This is a genomic window from Haloarcula pelagica (assembly GCF_030127105.1).
Lineage (GTDB): Archaea > Halobacteriota > Halobacteria > Halobacteriales > Haloarculaceae > Haloarcula > Haloarcula pelagica.
On record NZ_CP126161.1, the window covers coordinates 3340348 to 3356207 of the forward strand.

The 15860-nt window shown below is 67.0% G+C and carries 12 protein-coding genes; 7 read left to right on the forward strand and 5 right to left on the reverse strand.

Translation table 11 applies throughout. The features are described 5' to 3' along the window. Positions 1-196: 196 nt before the first annotated feature. The 7 genes from P1L40_RS17685 to P1L40_RS17715 all read left to right on the forward strand — a co-directional run bounded on the left by P1L40_RS17685 (position 197) and on the right by P1L40_RS17715 (position 10151). Entirely contained in the window at positions 197-1360 is a 1164-nt protein-coding gene (locus P1L40_RS17685; protein WP_284008982.1) for an alpha-1 4-glucan-protein synthase, read from the forward strand. Between the two features lie 42 nt (positions 1361-1402). Next, positions 1403-2635, forward strand: a complete 1233-nt coding sequence (locus P1L40_RS17690) for an extracellular solute-binding protein (protein ID WP_284008983.1) — start codon at positions 1403-1405, stop codon at positions 2633-2635. Further along, entirely contained in the window at positions 2632-4251 is a 1620-nt protein-coding gene (locus P1L40_RS17695; protein ID WP_284008984.1) for an ABC transporter permease, read from the forward strand. Before P1L40_RS17690 ends, P1L40_RS17695 begins: the two co-directional genes overlap by 4 nt. A 7-nt stretch (positions 4252-4258) precedes the next feature. Next, positions 4259-6280 (forward strand): ArnT family glycosyltransferase, encoded by a 2022-nt coding sequence (locus tag P1L40_RS17700; protein WP_284008985.1) that lies wholly within the window; start codon positions 4259-4261, stop codon positions 6278-6280. A 26-nt stretch (positions 6281-6306) separates the two neighbouring features. Then, positions 6307-6879: a gluconate 2-dehydrogenase subunit 3 family protein gene (locus tag P1L40_RS17705; protein ID WP_284008986.1), complete on the forward strand. Its 573-nt coding sequence runs from the start codon at positions 6307-6309 to the stop codon at positions 6877-6879. 129 nt (positions 6880-7008) lie between these two features. After that, the gene (locus P1L40_RS17710; RefSeq protein ID WP_284008988.1) at positions 7009-8139 is read left to right on the forward strand and encodes an ABC transporter ATP-binding protein; all 1131 of its coding nucleotides are present in this window, start codon (positions 7009-7011) and stop codon (positions 8137-8139) included. Continuing rightward, positions 8136-10151: an ArnT family glycosyltransferase gene (locus P1L40_RS17715; RefSeq protein ID WP_284008989.1), complete on the forward strand. Its 2016-nt coding sequence runs from the start codon at positions 8136-8138 to the stop codon at positions 10149-10151. The genes P1L40_RS17710 and P1L40_RS17715 overlap by 4 nt, the downstream gene beginning before the upstream one ends. Before the next feature lie 51 nt (positions 10152-10202). On the opposite strand, the gene P1L40_RS17720 is transcribed toward P1L40_RS17715, so the two are convergent. From P1L40_RS17720 to P1L40_RS17740, 5 genes are all read right to left on the reverse strand, one after another. After that, entirely contained in the window at positions 10203-10913 is a 711-nt protein-coding gene (locus tag P1L40_RS17720; protein ID WP_284008990.1) for a dolichyl-phosphate hexose transferase, read from the reverse strand. A 51-nt stretch (positions 10914-10964) separates the two neighbouring features. Beyond that, positions 10965-11738 (reverse strand): helix-turn-helix transcriptional regulator, encoded by a 774-nt coding sequence (locus P1L40_RS17725; protein ID WP_284008991.1) that lies wholly within the window; start codon positions 11736-11738, stop codon positions 10965-10967. A gap of 287 nt (positions 11739-12025) precedes the next feature. Next, positions 12026-13078 carry an HTH-type sugar sensing transcriptional regulator TrmB gene (trmB, locus tag P1L40_RS17730; RefSeq protein WP_284008993.1) on the reverse strand — a complete coding sequence of 351 codons (1053 nt, stop codon included), beginning with the start codon at positions 13076-13078 and terminating at the stop codon, positions 12026-12028. Between the two features lie 42 nt (positions 13079-13120). Continuing rightward, entirely contained in the window at positions 13121-14263 is a 1143-nt protein-coding gene (locus P1L40_RS17735; RefSeq protein WP_284008994.1) for an ABC transporter ATP-binding protein, read from the reverse strand. Between the two features lie 151 nt (positions 14264-14414). Further along, entirely contained in the window at positions 14415-15827 is a 1413-nt protein-coding gene (locus tag P1L40_RS17740) for an ABC transporter substrate-binding protein (RefSeq protein WP_284008995.1), read from the reverse strand. Positions 15828-15860: the final 33 nt, after the last annotated feature.

Consider the following 15860-nt stretch of genomic DNA (forward strand, 5'->3'; position numbering starts at 1 on the left):
CGGTTCCTGTACTCATCTCTTACCTCTACAGGCAGAGCACAACCAAATAATAGTTCTCCTTGCACAACCTGAAAACCTGACACGTCAGAGCGGATCGCGGTGCCTACTCGGCCGGAAAGCACTGATTTATACACACGTGGGAACCGATCCGATTGCGACAGACATTTTAGGGTGGCCTAAAGAGTACCCGGTAGCGATGGATTCGGACATCTGTGTCGTCATCCCGACGATACGAAACCCAGACTGCACGCGAGAGTACGTACAGAACGCCCGGGATCACGGGTTCGACACTGATCGGCTCCACTTCGTCCTCGTCACGGAGGAGTTCTGTGACAGCGAGGGGATGGAACAGATGCTCGACGAGGAAGGCGTCGATGGGAAGGTCTTCGACGGCCCCGCACGCGAGGCGTGGTTCGCCGATCACGGCGCCGCGGAGTACGCCGACCTGATCCCGGCGGCCAGCCACGCACAGACCTCCTTCGGCCTGCTGTACCTGTGGGCCAACGACTTCGAGTACGGCGTGTTCATCGACGACGACACCGCGCCCCACGAGGACGTGGACTTCTTCGGCACCCACATGGAGAACCTGGCCTTCTCGGGCGAGATCGAGACGGTCAGTTCCGACGAGTCCTGGGTCAACGTCCTCTACCAGAACGAGGACGACCACGGGCTCTACCCCCGCGGGTACCCCTACGCCGCGATGGACGAGACTGTCGAGACCGAACCCACTCACGTCGACGACGTGGTAGCCTCCCAGGGGCTGTGGACCAACGTTCCCGACCTCGACGCCGTTCGCATCCTCATGGACGGCGACCTCCAGGGACAGGCCCAGACCCGCACCGAGGCGAGCGACTTCGGCGAAGACTTCGTCGCCGCGGAGGGGAACTACCTCACCGTCTGCTCGATGAACCTCGCCTTCCGCCGGGAGGTCGTCCCGGCGTTCTACCAGCTCCCGATGGACGACAACGAGTGGGACGTGGGCCGGTTCGACGACATCTGGTCCGGCCTCTTCCTCAAGCGCGCCTGTGACGTGCTCGGCAAGCAGATCTACAACGGCGACCCGCTCTGTGAGCACAACAAGGCCCCGCGCTCGACGTTCTCGGACCTGACCAACGAGGTCCACGGGCTCGAACTCAACGAGCACGTCTGGGAGATCGTCGACGCGGTCGGCGAGGACGCCGACTCCTACGCGGAGGTCTTCGAGGAGATGGGCACAGCCCTGGCGACCGGCGACTTCGGCGACTGGGAAAACGGTGCCTTCCTCAACTACTGCGGGGAGTTCATGCTCGACTGGCTGGACTGTCTCGATGCGGTCGAAGCCGGGGATGGCGAGCGGGTACCTGCCGCCGCGGACGACTAAAACACAAACCATTTAGGTAAACCTAAATCAACATCACAAACGATGACTGATACCAACGACAGTTCCGCTCGTACCGGATCGTCGCGCCGCCGGTTCCTCGCGCTCGGGGGGACCACAGCCGCGACCGCACTCGCCGGTTGTGGCTCGCTGTTCGGCGGCGACAACGCCTCGGGCAGCGACGGCGGCTCCGGCAGCGACGGTGGGGACGGTGCCACCGGCCAGCAGGGGACGAACGTCGAGATCCCGTCCCTGTCCGCGTTCCGCGGCTCGGGGACCCTCGTCGAGGGGCGCCCGGCACCGGGGGGCACCTCTATCCAGGATCTACCGGACCTCTCGGGTTCGCTGAACCTCTACATCGGGGGCGGCGAAGGAGGCATCTACTTCCAGTTCGTCGAGATGCTCCAGGAGATCTACCCCGACTTCGAGGTGTTCGCAAGCAGCGCCGCCTCCTCCTCGCTGGCCCAGACCGTCGTCGAGGAGGTCAACGCCGGATCGCCACAGGCCGACGTGTTCTGGTCGATCGACGCCAGTTCGCTCGGCTTCGTCGCCGACAACGACGCTTACGAGCCGTTCCCCGACGACGTGGTCAGCCCGGTCCCCGAGGGCTTCCGTGGGTCGGACAACGCCTGGGTCGGCGTGGCCGGCCGGGCCCGCAGTGTCCCCTACAACACGAACCAACTCAGCGAGAGCGACATCCCGGACAAGGTCGCCGACTTCCCCGACACCGACGCGCTCCGGGGCACGATGGGCTGGGCGCCGACCTACGGCGCGTTCAAGTCTTTCGTGACGGCGATGCGTCTGCTGCGGGGCCGCGAGGCCGCCAGGCAGTGGCTGGTCTCGATGCGGGAGGCCGGGACCGAGCAGTACCCCAACGAGTTCGTCGTCTCCAATCAGGTCGCGGACGGCGCGTTGAACGCCGGCTTCGCCAACCACTACTACGCGCTGCGGGTCCAGAACCAGCGGCCCAACGCCCCGATCGACCTCGCGTTCACGGAGGGTGACGCGGGGGCGCTGGTCAACGTCGCCGGCGCGCTCCGTATCCAGGGGACCCAGAAGGCCGACCTCGTCAACAACTTCGTCAGGCACCTGCTCTCGGCGGAGGCCCAGGAGTTCTTCACGACCGTCAGTTTCGCGTACCCGATGATCTCCGGGGTCGAGCCGGCGGGTGGGCTCCCGACCGTCGACCAGCTGAACCCGCCGGACATCGATCTATCGGAGCTCTCTGACCTCGAACCGACCCTCCAGCTGATGCGCGAGGCGAACGTCCTCGGATGAAGGTCCGGGAGCGCGTCGCGGCTGTTCGAACGCGTGCCACCGACGATGAGGACTCCGCCGTCGGCCGCGGGCTGACACTCCTGTCGGCGGCCGTCGCGGCGGCCCTCGTCGCGCCGTTAGGCTGGCTTATCGTCGACGTGTTCGGGCTCGGCTCGCGGGCGCTCTCGCTGACCGTCGCCCCACAGACGCTGCAGGTACTCGTCCGGAGCGTCGCCCTCGTCGGCGCCGTCACCGCCGGGAGCGTCGTCGTCGGCGTCCCCCTGGCTGTCCTGACGGTCCAGGGCGGACTGCCGTTCCGCAGGTTCTGGACCGTCGTCGCGGCCCTGCCGCTGGCGATCCCCAGCTACCTCGGCGCCTTCGCGGCCGTCTCGGCGTTTGGCCCCCGCGGGGCACTGGCCGACACGCTCGCGCCGCTGGGGATCGACCAGGTACCGACGATCTACGGCTTTACCGGCGCCGCTATCGTCCTCACGCTGTACACCTACCCGTACGTCTTCCTGACGACGCGGGCGTCGCTGCTGTCGCTAGACGCTTCACTCGTCGAGGCCGCACGGACACTCAACGCGAGCCGGTGGGAGGCGTTCCGCCGAGTCACGCTGCCACAGATCCTGCCGGGAATCACCGCCGGCGCGCTGCTGGTCGCGCTGTACACCCTCTCGGACTTCGGGACGCCAAACATCATGCGCGTCGAGGTGTTCACGCAGTTCATCTACGCCCGCTACAACGCGTTCATGCGCGAGTACGCTGCCCTCCTGTCCCTGGAGTTGTTCGCCGTGACCGCCGTCGTCCTCGCGCTCGAATCCCGCACGGGGGCCGACGACTCCGGCGCGTACGGCAGCAGCGGCAACCGCGGCGCCTTCGACCTCGATCTGGGGCTGTGGCGCTTCCCGGCGACGCTGTTGCCCGCGCTCGTCGGCGCGGTGGCAATCTTGCTGCCCATCGCAATCTTCGGGATGTGGTTCCTCCGGAGCGGGCCGGGCTACGCCAGCGGCTCGATGGCTTTCTCGTGGTCCTACGGGCTCAACTCCGTCTACGTCGCGCTACTGGCTGCCGGCGGTGCGGTCCTCGTGGCGGTCCCCATCGGGCTCCGGTCGGCGACTTCCGAGTCCCGGCTCGCGTCGCTCGCGGACCGTGCGCCCTACGTCGGGTATGCTGCCCCGGGGATCGTGCTCGCGATCGCGCTCGTGAGTTTCAGCCTCGATGTCCTCCCGGCATTGTACAAGACGATCCCGCTGTTGGTGTTTGCCTACGTGGTCCGGTTCATGCCCCAAGCCATCGGCTCGATCCGTACCTCACGGCTCCAGGTCGATCAGGGGCTCGTCGAGGCGGCCCGCGTCCTGGGCCGGTCCCGGATGGGGACGTTCCGGTCGGTGACGCTCCCGCTCGTGGTACCGGGGATCGCGACCGGTGCGGCGCTGGTGTTCCTGACGACGATGAAGGAGTTGCCGGCGACATTGCTCCTGCGACCGCTTCGGTTCGACACCCTCGTGACCTACATCTGGCGGGTCCAGGAGGCGGGGCTGTACGGCGCCGCCGCCGTGCCGGCGCTGGTACTGGTGGTCGTCTCCGGGCTCTCGATGGCGGTCATCCTGGCACAGGAAGGGCGAGGCGACTGACGAGAAGATGACCCGATCAGAGTTCCGCTGGAACCGCCTGGCGACGGCCGCTCTCGCGGTCCTGGCCGCCGCCGCCGTCGCGTTCGTCTCGACGGAGGTGTTCCCGTACCACTCGCTGAACCACGACGAGGGGGTCTACCTCCAGCAGGCCGCGATGTTGCTCGAGGGACGACTGTTCCTCCAGTCACCGGTCGAGGGGGCCGTCCGGCCGTGGTTCTTCATCGAGAGCGAGCGCGGGATGTACCCGAAGTACGCGCCCGTCCCGGGGGCGATGTTCGCCGTCGGGAAACTGCTCGGAGGGTATCGCGTGGCGCTGGTCGCCATCGCCGCGGGGAACGTCCTCGGCGTCGTCGGGCTCGTTCGGGAAGCGTTCGACTACCGGACGGGGCTGCTCGCCGGCGCGTTCGTCCTGGCCTCGCCGCTCTTTCTGATCGACTCCTCGGTGTTTCTCCCGTACGCGCCGACGACCCTGCTGAACCTCGCCTTCGGCTACGCGTACCTCCGCGCGGACCGGACCGGTGACCGGCGGGTCGCGGCCGGGGCCGGGGCGGCGATCGGGCTGGCGTTCTTCTCGCGGCCCTACACCGCGGTGCTGTTCGCGACGCCGTTCATCGTCCACGCCTGCTGGACGCTCTGGCAGAACCCCCGCGAGGCGCTCCCGCGGCAGGCGGCGACCGCAACGCTGGGCTCGGCGGGCGTCGTCCTCACGCTCGGGTACAACGCCGTCGTGACCGGCGCGCCCTTCCGGTTCCCCTACCAGGTGTTCGCGCCGGCGGACGGCCTCGGCTTCGGTCAGCGCGAGATCCTCGGCCACGAGATCGTCTACACGCCCGAACTCGCCGTCCGGGCGAACCGGGTGGTACTCGATCTGTTTTTCACCGAGTGGATCGCCGGCGGGCTGGCGGGGGCCGGCCTCGCGGCCGTCGGCGTCGCCCTCGCCGTGCGGGCCGGACTCACCGCCCGCCAGGCGGTCGTCGGGGGGATCGCTCTCAGCGTCGCGGCGGGCAACGTCTACTTCTGGGGGAACTACAACATCCTCGGGGACCTCGAAGTCGCAGGCGACGGGCTGGTCTCGGCGCTTGGCCCGTACTATCACTTCGATCTGCTGGTCCCGACCGCGGCCTTCGCCGCCCGGGGGGCGCTCGGTGTCGTCCGAGCGATCAAGGACGCGCTCGCCGATCGCGCCGATGGACGGTCCGCGCGTGTCGCCGTGGCAGCGCTCGTCCTCGTGAGCACCGCGTCGCTGGGCGGGATCACCGCGGGGAACATGGACGCCCCGCTCTCGGAGAACTTGGAGGTGACCCGAACTTACGAGGACGCCTACGAGCCCTTCGAGGGCGGTTCGCCCGAAAACGCCGTGGTCCTCCTGCCGGACCCGTACGGCGACTGGCTCAACCATCCGTTCCAGTACATCCGCAACGATCCGGGGTACGACGGCGACACCGTCTACGCCATCGACGACGAGCCCTTCGCGGTCCACGACGCGTTCCCCGACCGCCGGTTCTACCGGTACGTCTACCGCGGCGCGTGGGCTCCCTACGCCGGGTCGCCGAGCGCGGCGTACCTCCAGGCGGTCCGTGATGTCGACGGCGAGCAGGTCCGCCTGGGGACGACCGTGGGGATCCCGGACGGCGCCACTGGCGTCACGGTACGGCTCGGCGTCGACGGCCGGAGCGCCTACTACGTGGTGCCCGACCCCGGCGAGGAACTGTCGCTGGCCGTCCTCGTGGACGAGCGTGCCAGGCTTCGCGGCGACGCTCGTCCCCTCCAGAACAAGACACTGGCGGTCGACGGCAGGGAGACGGTTCGGACGACGGTCTTCGTCGACTACGGCGGTGGGAGTGGCTTCGCTTATCGGTTCGATCTTCCGGTCGACGCCGCGGACGACCGGGTCCGAGCGCTCACCCCGCGGATCGAGCGGTGTCGTAACGCACGCGCCTGCGGCGGCGCGGCCGCGTACGTCCCCGGGACGGGTCCGAACGGGACCTCAGTCGAGACGAACCTGACCGCGGGCGAACGCAATCCATAAGTTTAGGTTTGCCTAACAGATGTCGTATGGAACTGAGTCGTCGGGACGCTATCGCGGCCCTCTCAGCGGCCGGCGTCGCGGTCGGTGGCGGCGGCGCTGTTCTCCTCGCGACTGACGACAGGAGCGACGCGACTGTGGGGACCGACGACGGGACCGCTACGACCCAGTCGGAGCCGCTCGGAGAAGACGTATTCCGGACGCTCACGGCGGCGGCCGAAGTGCTCTACCCGACGGAGGTGTCCGGTGCCGACGAGTTCGTCCGCCGGTTCGTCCGAGGGCGGGCACGCGACCAGCCGGACCACGCGGACGGGATCGCCGACGCGGCCGCGTACCTCGACGAGTACGCCCGAGCGTGGTTCGACGACGAGTTCGCGGCGCTCTCCCCGGAGACCCGGGACCAAGCGCTCAGACGGATGAACGTCGACACGATCGAACCGGACCCCGACGGGTCGGACGGCCAGCGGGTCCGGTACTTCGTCGTCAACGAACTCCTGTTCGCGCTGTACGCCTCCCCGACCGGCGGGAAACTCGTCGGGATCGAGAACCCGCAGGGCCACCCCGGCGGGATACAGAGCTACCGGCGGGGGCCGGACGCGTGACTCCCAGTCGCCCCGCGGGCGGGTACTGCCGCGATTCCGTCACGTACATGCGACTGGTGTCCCCAGGCAGAGACGAGCGACGCCGTCTGCCGGCACCGACCGGCGACGGAACACAGGAGTGCCGATAATATGTCTCACAGATATCAGGAACAGTACGCCTCGGATTTCGACACAGTCGAAGCGGCCGTCGACGATCCCGAACGGATCGTCCTCGACGTGAACGGCGTCACGAAAGACTACGGCCAGGAACTGGCCGTCGACGACCTCTCGCTGTCGGTCAAGGACGGTGAACTGCTCACGCTGTTGGGGCCGTCCGGCTGTGGGAAGACGACGACACTCCGCCTGCTTGCGGGGCTGGAACGGCCCACCGAGGGGTCGATCTCGATCGCCGGCGAGACGGTCACCGGCGGCGAGGACGGGGGGTTCCGACAGCCCGATCAGCGCGACGTGGGGATCGTCTTCCAGGATTTCGCGCTGTTTCCCCACCTCACGGTGGCCGAGAACGTCGCCTTCGGGCTCACGGAGGAGGCCGAGATCGAACAGCGGGTGGACACGCTGCTCGATCTGGTCGACCTCACCGACCACCACGACAAGATGCCGAGCAACCTCTCTGGGGGGCAACAACAGCGGGTCGCGCTGGCCCGGTCGCTGGCGCCCGAACCGGATGTGCTCTTGCTCGACGAACCGTTCTCGAACCTCGACGTTCGCCTGCGGGTGGAGATGCGCGAGGAGGTCCGCAAGATCCTCAAGCGGGCCGGAGTCACCGCCATCTCGGTCACCCACGATCAGGAGGAGGCCCTGTCGATCAGCGACCGGGTGGCGATCATGAACGACGGGACCGTCGAACAGATCGGCGACCCGACGACGGTGTTCGAGAACCCCGAGAGCCGGTTCGTCGCGAGTTTCCTCGGCCAGGCGAGTTTCCTCTCGGCGCAGGTCACGACCAGCGGCGTCGAGACGAGCCTGGGGACGTTCCCGACCGAGCGACTGAACGGCTCCGTCGGGGCCTACACGGGGGCGACGGTAGACGTGCTCGTCCGGCCCGACGACCTCCGCGCGACGCCGACCAACGAGGGCACCGCCGACGGCGCAGTCGTCCATCGCCAGTACAACGGTCCGTCGTTCGTCTACCGGGTCGAACTCCACAGCGGCGACGTGGTCCACTGTATGCACAACCACGTCGAGACGTTCGAGGCGGGGGAGCCGGTCGAGGTGGATCTCGTCGCCGACCACGAACTGGCGTGGTATCCGGTCGAATGAGACGACTGCGACGACCGGGGGTCCAGGCCGCCGTCGTCGCGTTGCTGGGCGGGCTGGTCGTCTTCGCGCTCGCACACGTCGTTTTCCCGTATCACACGAGCAACCACGACGAGGGAGTCTACCTCCAGCAGGCCGCGATGTTGCTGGAGGGGCGACTGTTCCTCCGTCCGCCCGTCGAAGACGTGTTCCGCCCGTGGTTCTTCGTCGAGAGCCCACGGGGCCTGTACGCGAAGTACACGCCGGTCCCGGCCGCGATGTTCGCCGTCGGGAAACTGCTCGGGGGGTATCGCGTGGCGCTCGGGCTCGTGGCCACGGGTACCCTCGCGGGGCTGTACCACACCACTCGTGAGGCGTTCGACGCGCGGACCGGCGTCGTCGCGAGCGTCCTGTTGCTCGCGTCGCCGCTGTTCCTGGTCAACGCTGCGGTGTTTCTCTCCTACGTCCCGGCGACGTTCTGGAACCTCGCGTTCGCCGCGAGCTACCTCCGTGCCGACCGGACGGGGAGCCGCCCGCTCGCCGCGCTGGCGGGTGCCTGTGCCGGGATCGCCTTCTTCACCCGACCGTACACCGCGGTGCTGTTCGCGACGCCGTTTATCTGTCACGCCCTCTGGTCGTGCCGGCGGCTCCGCCGGGCGCCCCTCGAACGGGTCGGTCTCACCGCCGTCTTCGGCACCGCCGGCGTCCTGCTGGCGCTGGGGTACAACACCCTCACCACGGGCGACCCGCTGGTCTTTCCGTACCAGGCGTTCGCCCCCAACGACGGGCTCGGCTTCGGGCGACGGTCGATCTTAGCGTACTCGCGGGAGTTCACCCCCGCACTCTCCGTGCGGGCCAACGGGGAACTCCTCCGGAAACTCGCCACGCAGTGGCTGGTCGCCGGGCCGCTCGGGACCGTCGCCGCGGCGGTGGGGGTGGCCGTCACGCGCCGCCGTGGGTTCGACAGTCGGCAGGCGGCGCTCGCGGGGGTGTTCCTGACCGTCCCGCTGGGGAACCTCTACTTCTGGGGGACGGTCAACATGCTCGGCACCATCTCGGACCCGACCGACGGGCTCGTGCGCTTCCTGGGCCCGTTCTACCACGTCGACGTGCTCGTCCCCGCCGCCGCGTTCGGTGCCGTCGGGAGCCTGTGGGTCGCCCGTGGGCTCCGGACGGCGGTCGAGGACCGGGTTCGGCCCCGGCGGGTCCGGCCCGTCCTCCTCGTAGTCGCGCTCGTCTGTGCGACGGTCGGGGGTGGTGTCGCCGTGACGGCCGCCGCCGAGCCGGTTCGGGACAACTACGTCGTCACCGAGCAGTACGACCGGGCGTACGAACCCTTCGAGGAACGGGATCTCTCGGACGCTGTCGTCTTCCTCCCGACGCCGTACGGCGATTGGCTGCACCACCCGTTCCAGTACCTCCGCAACGACCCCGGCTTCGACGGTGACACGGTGTACGCGATGGGCGACAGGCAGTTCGCGGTGGTCGACAACTACCCCGACCGGCGGTACTACCGCTACGACTACCGGGACGAGTGGGCCCCCTACCGCGGCCAGTCCGTCGACCCGCGGATACAGCGGGTCCGCCTCGCCGAGGGCAAAGCGGTAACCACCGGTCTCGAGGCCGTGGCCCCGGCGCCGGCACGTCTCACGTCCGTCCGACTCACCAACGGGGACCGGGAAGCCACGGCCACGGTCAACGGGACGGACCCGCTCTTGCTACGGTTGGTGACCGACGCCGAGACGACGCGGCTCCGAGGAGTCGAATCGAACGAGACTCTCTCGGTACCGACGCCGGACGCCGGCACTGTCACGCTCGTCGCGTTCGTGGATTACGGCGCGGGCTCGGGGTACAACTATCGGGTAGAACTTCCCGTCGACCAGCGCGGGGAGGTGGTACGAACCCTCACGCCCCGGGTGGAGGTCTGCTGGACTGACGGAGAGTGCGAGGTGCCGGCCGCACACGTTCCGGGCAGCTACCAGTACGACATCGACCTGGACGTGACGGTGAACGCGACCGGAGAGAGCCGGGCCTGACGGCTCGGCCCCACGCCGACACCGTCGCGGGGAGGAACGGCTTTCGGGGTCCTACCGGAACCGCTCTTCGAGGGCGACCTTCACGATGGATTTCGCGATCTCGGCGCCGCCGGAGAAGGGGTCGAGCTTCGTCTCGCCCTTCCGCTCGTCGTACTCGATGGGCCGTTCTCGCACGTCGTAGTCACGCATCAGCGGCCGAATCAACAGCTCGGCCGAGAGCCCCGTGTTCTCCGTCCAGCGGATCTTCTGGACGACCTCGCGGCGGTAGGCTCGCATCCCCGTCGTCGTGTCGTGTGCCCGCTCGCCCATCAGGACACTCGCCAGCAGGGCGAACAGCTCGTTCCCGACCTTGTTCATCCCCGGCATCTCCTCGGCGCCGTAGTAGAGCCGATCGCCACTGACCACGTCGGCTCCGTCGTTGATCTCGTCGAGGAAGTCCGGGAGCCGTTCCATCGGGTACGTGTCGTCACAGTCGGTCGTGACCACGACCGGCCGGTCGGGCGTCAGGATCGCCTCCCGGACGGCGACGCCGTACCCCTGTGGCTCCTGTTCGACGACCGTCGCGCCGTGGTCGCGTGCGATCTCCGGCGTCCGGTCGCTGGAGCCGTCGACGCAGACGACCTCGGCGGCGCCGTCGGTCACGTCCTCGATATCCGAAAGGACCGTTCCGATCGCCTCTGCCTCGTTGTACGTCCCCATCACGACAGCCAGGTCGTCGAACGTGTACTCCCCCGACTCCGTTCGGTAGTGCTGTTGACTCATTACCTCGGCGTGGGTGCTATGTCGACTTGAGTGTTTAGGTTCGCCGAAAATCTAGTCAACGAAACGACTGGAACTCGGGGGAGTCGCGTCGGCCCACACCCGCTCGAAGAGGCCCTGTCCCCATCGGATCGCGGTGTCGGCTTCGGAGACGAGCGTCGCCCGCGCCCACTGCCCGTCCCGCTCGGGCAACGTCAGGATGGTCCAGTCGGTCGAGACGCCCAGTGCGAACGGCGCGTCGGCGATCCGGACGGTGGTCGCCTCCCACGAGGACCGCGGGTGTTGTTCGGGGCTCGGCCCCTCGGCCAGATCGCTACTCACGACGAGCCGTGCGTCCTCGTGGTCGGGCATGGCTTCGCCGTAGGCCTCGTGGTAGACCGGCGAGACGATGTCACAGGCCTCGACGGCGTCGATCCGGCTGGCAACCTGTCTGACCTGCCTGTTGAGGTCCGACTCGCGGGCCCGCAGGATCTCGTAGTCACCGAGTTCCGGGAGCCGACAGCGGTACGCGTGCGGGAGGACTCTCGTGTCGTGAGTGTTCCAGTAGGTGTCATCGTCGGCCAGCAACCGCTCCGTATCGCGCACCCGGCCGACCGCGTCCGCGACGAGCTGCCCGCCACCGGTCAGGCTCCATCCCTCCTGACGGGCTTCGACGAGGCCCCGGGTCTCCAGGTTCGACAGGGCGTCGTACACCGCGGACTCACTGGCCTCCAGCGAATCGAGTAACTCGTCTGTCGTCTTCGGCGTCCCGTCGAGCGCGCGGACGAGGTCCTCGCGGACCGACGACGTACAGACGTACCGTACCGGCCGCCGCTCGGACGCAGTCACAGTGTCTCTTAGGTCACTTTCTGGCTACATATCACTTTCCACTCAGTTCGGAATCGTTCACGACCGGCCGATCGTTCCTCGCTGAGATAGTGTGGGATTTTTTACCCATCGGGACACAGTGACAGTTGCTGTCCGGACCCACCCCTGGTCCCTGCTGTTAGCGCAGTTGCGGCGTGGGCTCCGACAGCGTGACATCCCACACGCCGCCGCTGACTGGGGCTCTCCCAGGCCCCCGTCGTGGGCTCCCCACCCCCCACGATATCTTTCGACGACCGATAGCCACTCCGCTACTTTGCGGGTGGTTCGTCGCGCCCGATCCGGATCTCGTAGGCTTCGATGTCCTCGTAGGCCGCCACCTGTCCGCCCACGTCGACCGGCCCGTCGGCCGTCTCGACCACGAGCGTCGCGATCTCCCTGTTCGGGCCGAACGACGCTTCGGCCACGCGCCCACTGATGACCCAGTTGTCGCCCGTCTCGACATCCCGCCCCTCGATCGTGGCGTAGAACTCCCCCTTCATCGATGTCAGGTCCGAGATCGCCCGCCGGATCGTGCCGTACCGCCGCGGGAACGGGATGTCGCTGTCGTCGGTCGCGATGAGTTCGCCGGTCGTCCACAACACCGTGTTGAGGAACCCGGAGACGAGAAAACCCAGCTCCGAGCGGTTGAAGACCACTCCGTAGCGGTCCGTGTTCCCGCTGATACTCTCCCGAGTCGCGTACATCGAGTAGTTCCCGTCGGCGACTGCGACGACCGGCGTCGTGACCCCACGCCGACCCATGGCCGTCGTCGCGACCGACGCGTAGTCGAACTCCTGGGGGTCCGGTGCCTGGTCTGCCGGCGAGATGAGGACCTCCGTCGCGACGCCCGCCTCGCGTTTGGCTGCCAGCTGGTCCTCGAAGCGACCGAGCAGCGACGGCGTCAGCGACAGGAGGAGCTCGTACTCGGCCGCCTCGATGATGTCCTCTAGATATCGCAGGATCGTCGGCCGGGACTTCACGAGCGAGACGGCTTCCGGCTCCCGTGCCGGTGCGGTGTACCGATCGGCCAGATCGGCGACGAGCGTGTCGAGGGACTCCTGAATATCACCGAAGGCCTCCCGGGGATCGATCGCCCGGACTTTCATCGGCCGGGACTCCTCGAGCTCGACGAGGCCGACATCGCTCAGACTCCGCGCGGTGTCGTACACCCGTGGCTGCGGAATATCGGTGTGTTCGGCGATCTCCGAAGCCGTCAGCTCGCCGTGTTCGAGCACGCAGACGTAGGCAGCCATCTCGTACTCGCCCAGATCGAACCGTGTGATAACACGTTCGAGCGCGGCTTCGAGACTATCGTCGGGCATATTCGGGCGTTCGCCGGAGGGCTACAAAGAAGTTCTCCCCTGCTACTGAATCCGGGGAGACTCTGCCTCGTCGAGGGTGCGGTTCCGGAGTGCCTCCCCGCTGGACCGGTCGAAGACGTGGATCGCGTTTTCCGGGAACCCGACAGCGACTCGCTGGCCGGCGTCGACGCTTTTCATCCCGTCGATGACCGCTTTGAACGTCCCGTCTTCCGGCTCGTTCCCGTCGAAGACGAGGTGGACGACGTTCTCGTCGCCTTTCGGCTCGACAACGTCGACCTCCGCGTGATAGTCGGTGTCCGCTTCGACAGCGGATTTGACGACGACATCCTCGGGCCGGATACCCAGTTGCAGGTCCGTAGCGTCCCCCAGTTCCGCCGCCGTCGAATCCGAGAGCGGATACTCGAAGTCGTCGGCGACCAGGACCGAGCCGCGGCGCTCGACATCGAAGAAGTTCATCGAGGGTTCGCCGATGAACCCCGCGACGAACAGGTTGTTCGGCTGGTGGTAACACTCCAGTGGAGTCCCACACTGCTGGAGGACACCCTCGTCGAGTATCGCGATCCGATCCGACATCGTCATCGCCTCGACCTGGTCGTGGGTGACGTACACCGTGGTCGTGTCGAGGTTGTCCTGGATGTGCTGGAGTTCGGTGCGCATCTCCGCACGGAGCTTCGCGTCTAAGTTCGCCAGGGGCTCGTCCATCAGGAACACTTCGGGTTCACGGACGATCGCCCGGCCCAGGGCGACACGCTGTTGTTGCCCGCCGGACAGCTCCGAGGGCGCCCGGTTGATGAGATCGTCGATCCCCAGCAGTTCGGCGGTCTCCTTGACGCGCCGACTGATCTCGTCGTCGGCCATGTCGGTCGACTCCTCCAGTCCGAACGCCATGTTTTGCTTGACGCTCATGTGTGGATACAGCGCGTAGGACTGGAACACCATCGCGATGTCCCGGTCCGTCGCCGGGATGTCGTTCAGTACCAGATCGCCCAGGCGGATCTCCCCGTCCGTGATGTCTTCCAGCCCGGCGATCATCCGGAGCGTCGTCGATTTCCCACAGCCCGAGGGGCCGACCAGTACCAGAAACTCGCCGTCGCCGATGTCGATCGAGACATCGTCGACAGCGATGATCTGCTCGCCGTCGTCGTCGAATATCTTCGTTACCTTGTCGAGTGTCAAACGTGCCATCGGTTACCTCCCCATTTATCGTACCGCGTATTTGATAGTTCTGCTGTGTCTCGGGCTCTCCCGAGCGTAGTCGTCTACAAGGCTCCCTGGACACCGTATAATGCTACCGCTCTCCGATCGAGCGATAAAAAATCCGGTGAACGTAGAGCCGTTACTGGCTCCAGGCGTTGACCATCTGGTTGATGACCTCTTCGTTCGAGGCCCCGCTGATGAACGAGGAGATGGCCGAACTGGCGCCCGAGGCGACTTCGGGCGGTGCGGCCAGGCCGTGTGCCAGCGAGCGCGGCTGGGCGTCGCTGTTCTGGAAGTCCTCGATCTGGTCCGCCGAGAAGTCGTTGAACGGCTCGGTCGAGGCGTCACCACGCGGCGGGATGGCACCCTTGCCGGGGCAGAAGATCTCTTGTGCCTCGGTCGTCCCGACGAAGCGGCACCACAGCGTCGTCGCCTGGGGCGACGGGTTGTCGATCGGGTACGGGAACGAGTCCATGTTCAGCGAGTAGTTGCCCGACGTACCGGGGTACGGGATGTAGTCCCAGTCCTCGCCGTAGTTGAACCCGTCAGTGCCGACGTAGGTCCCTGCTGCCCAGTCACCCTGGTGGATGAAGCCGGCGTTGCCGTTGATGATCTCGGAGTTACCCTCGGTCCAGGAGATGGATCCGGCATCGCTCGGGTAGAACTCACTGTAGTCGCGGACGATGTCGAGCGCCTGTGCGAGCGAGTCGCGGTTGGCCTCGATCTGGCCCTCTTCGAAGGTCTGGGCGTAGGTGTCGGCGTCGGTGACACCGAGGTACACCGTCGCGAACAGCTGAATGGTCGACCACGGCGCGTTGGTCTGGTGAGCCATTCCCGTGTAGCCGGCCTCCGAGACGGCCTGGAGCGCGTCGGTGACATCCGACGGCGAACTCAGGCTGGAGGGGTCGACGCCCGCGTCCTCGATGACGCTGACGTTGTAGAACAGGTTGTTGATCCGGTGGATGTTGAGCGGCACCGTCACGTAGTTCCCGGCCGGCTGTGCCGCGGCCTGGGGACCCGAGAGGTACCCGTCTTTCATGTTGTTCTGGTTCCAGACGGACTCCTCGATGTCCTTGAGCAGGTTGGCGTCGGTAAACGGCGTCAGCGCCGCACCGGGCCAGTTCTGCCAGGTACTCGGGTGGTTCCCGTTCTGGATCCGTGTCCGGATGTTCGACTGGAGGTTCTGCCCGGCACCGCCGGCGATGAGGTTGTCGTCGAAGTCGACGTACGGGTACTCCTCAGTGAAGGCGTCCATTACCGACTGGATGGCCTCCAGACCGTCACCCTCGCCCCACCAGTGGGCGACTTCCAGCGCGTTCGTCTGTGTTTGCTCGTCCTCGCCGGAGCCACCGTCCCCGGAGCCACCGTCGCTCCCGGAACCGCCGTCGCTTCCGGAGCCACCGTCCCCAGAGCCACCGTCGCTCCCGGAACCGCCGTCGCCACCGGAGCCACCGTCGCCGCCACAGCCAGCCAGTGATGCGGCGCCAGCAGCACCCGCGATGCGAAGAGCGTTCCGTCTCGAAATCCGCTTGTCAGAGTTGTCGTCAGTCATGGTTGCACCAATACCTCACGATTTCATATTGAG

Excerpts from the sequence above, each read along its gene's own strand:
- P1L40_RS17685 (WP_284008982.1), top strand. The coding sequence starts at position 197 with ATGGATTCGGACATCTGTGTCGTCATCCCGACGATACGAAACCCAGAC.
- P1L40_RS17690 (WP_284008983.1), top strand. The coding sequence starts at position 1,403 with ATGACTGATACCAACGACAGTTCCGCTCGTACCGGATCGTCGCGCCGC.
- P1L40_RS17695 (WP_284008984.1), top strand. The coding sequence starts at position 2,632 with ATGAAGGTCCGGGAGCGCGTCGCGGCTGTTCGAACGCGTGCCACCGAC.
- P1L40_RS17700 (WP_284008985.1), top strand. The coding sequence starts at position 4,259 with ATGACCCGATCAGAGTTCCGCTGGAACCGCCTGGCGACGGCCGCTCTC.
- P1L40_RS17705 (WP_284008986.1), top strand. The coding sequence starts at position 6,307 with ATGGAACTGAGTCGTCGGGACGCTATCGCGGCCCTCTCAGCGGCCGGC.
- P1L40_RS17710 (WP_284008988.1), top strand. The coding sequence starts at position 7,009 with ATGTCTCACAGATATCAGGAACAGTACGCCTCGGATTTCGACACAGTC.
- P1L40_RS17715 (WP_284008989.1), top strand. The coding sequence starts at position 8,136 with ATGAGACGACTGCGACGACCGGGGGTCCAGGCCGCCGTCGTCGCGTTG.
- P1L40_RS17720 (WP_284008990.1), bottom strand. The coding sequence starts at position 10,913 with ATGAGTCAACAGCACTACCGAACGGAGTCGGGGGAGTACACGTTCGAC.
- trmB (WP_284008993.1), bottom strand. The coding sequence starts at position 13,078 with ATGCCCGACGATAGTCTCGAAGCCGCGCTCGAACGTGTTATCACACGG.
- P1L40_RS17735 (WP_284008994.1), bottom strand. The coding sequence starts at position 14,263 with ATGGCACGTTTGACACTCGACAAGGTAACGAAGATATTCGACGACGAC.
- P1L40_RS17740 (WP_284008995.1), bottom strand. The coding sequence starts at position 15,827 with ATGACTGACGACAACTCTGACAAGCGGATTTCGAGACGGAACGCTCTT.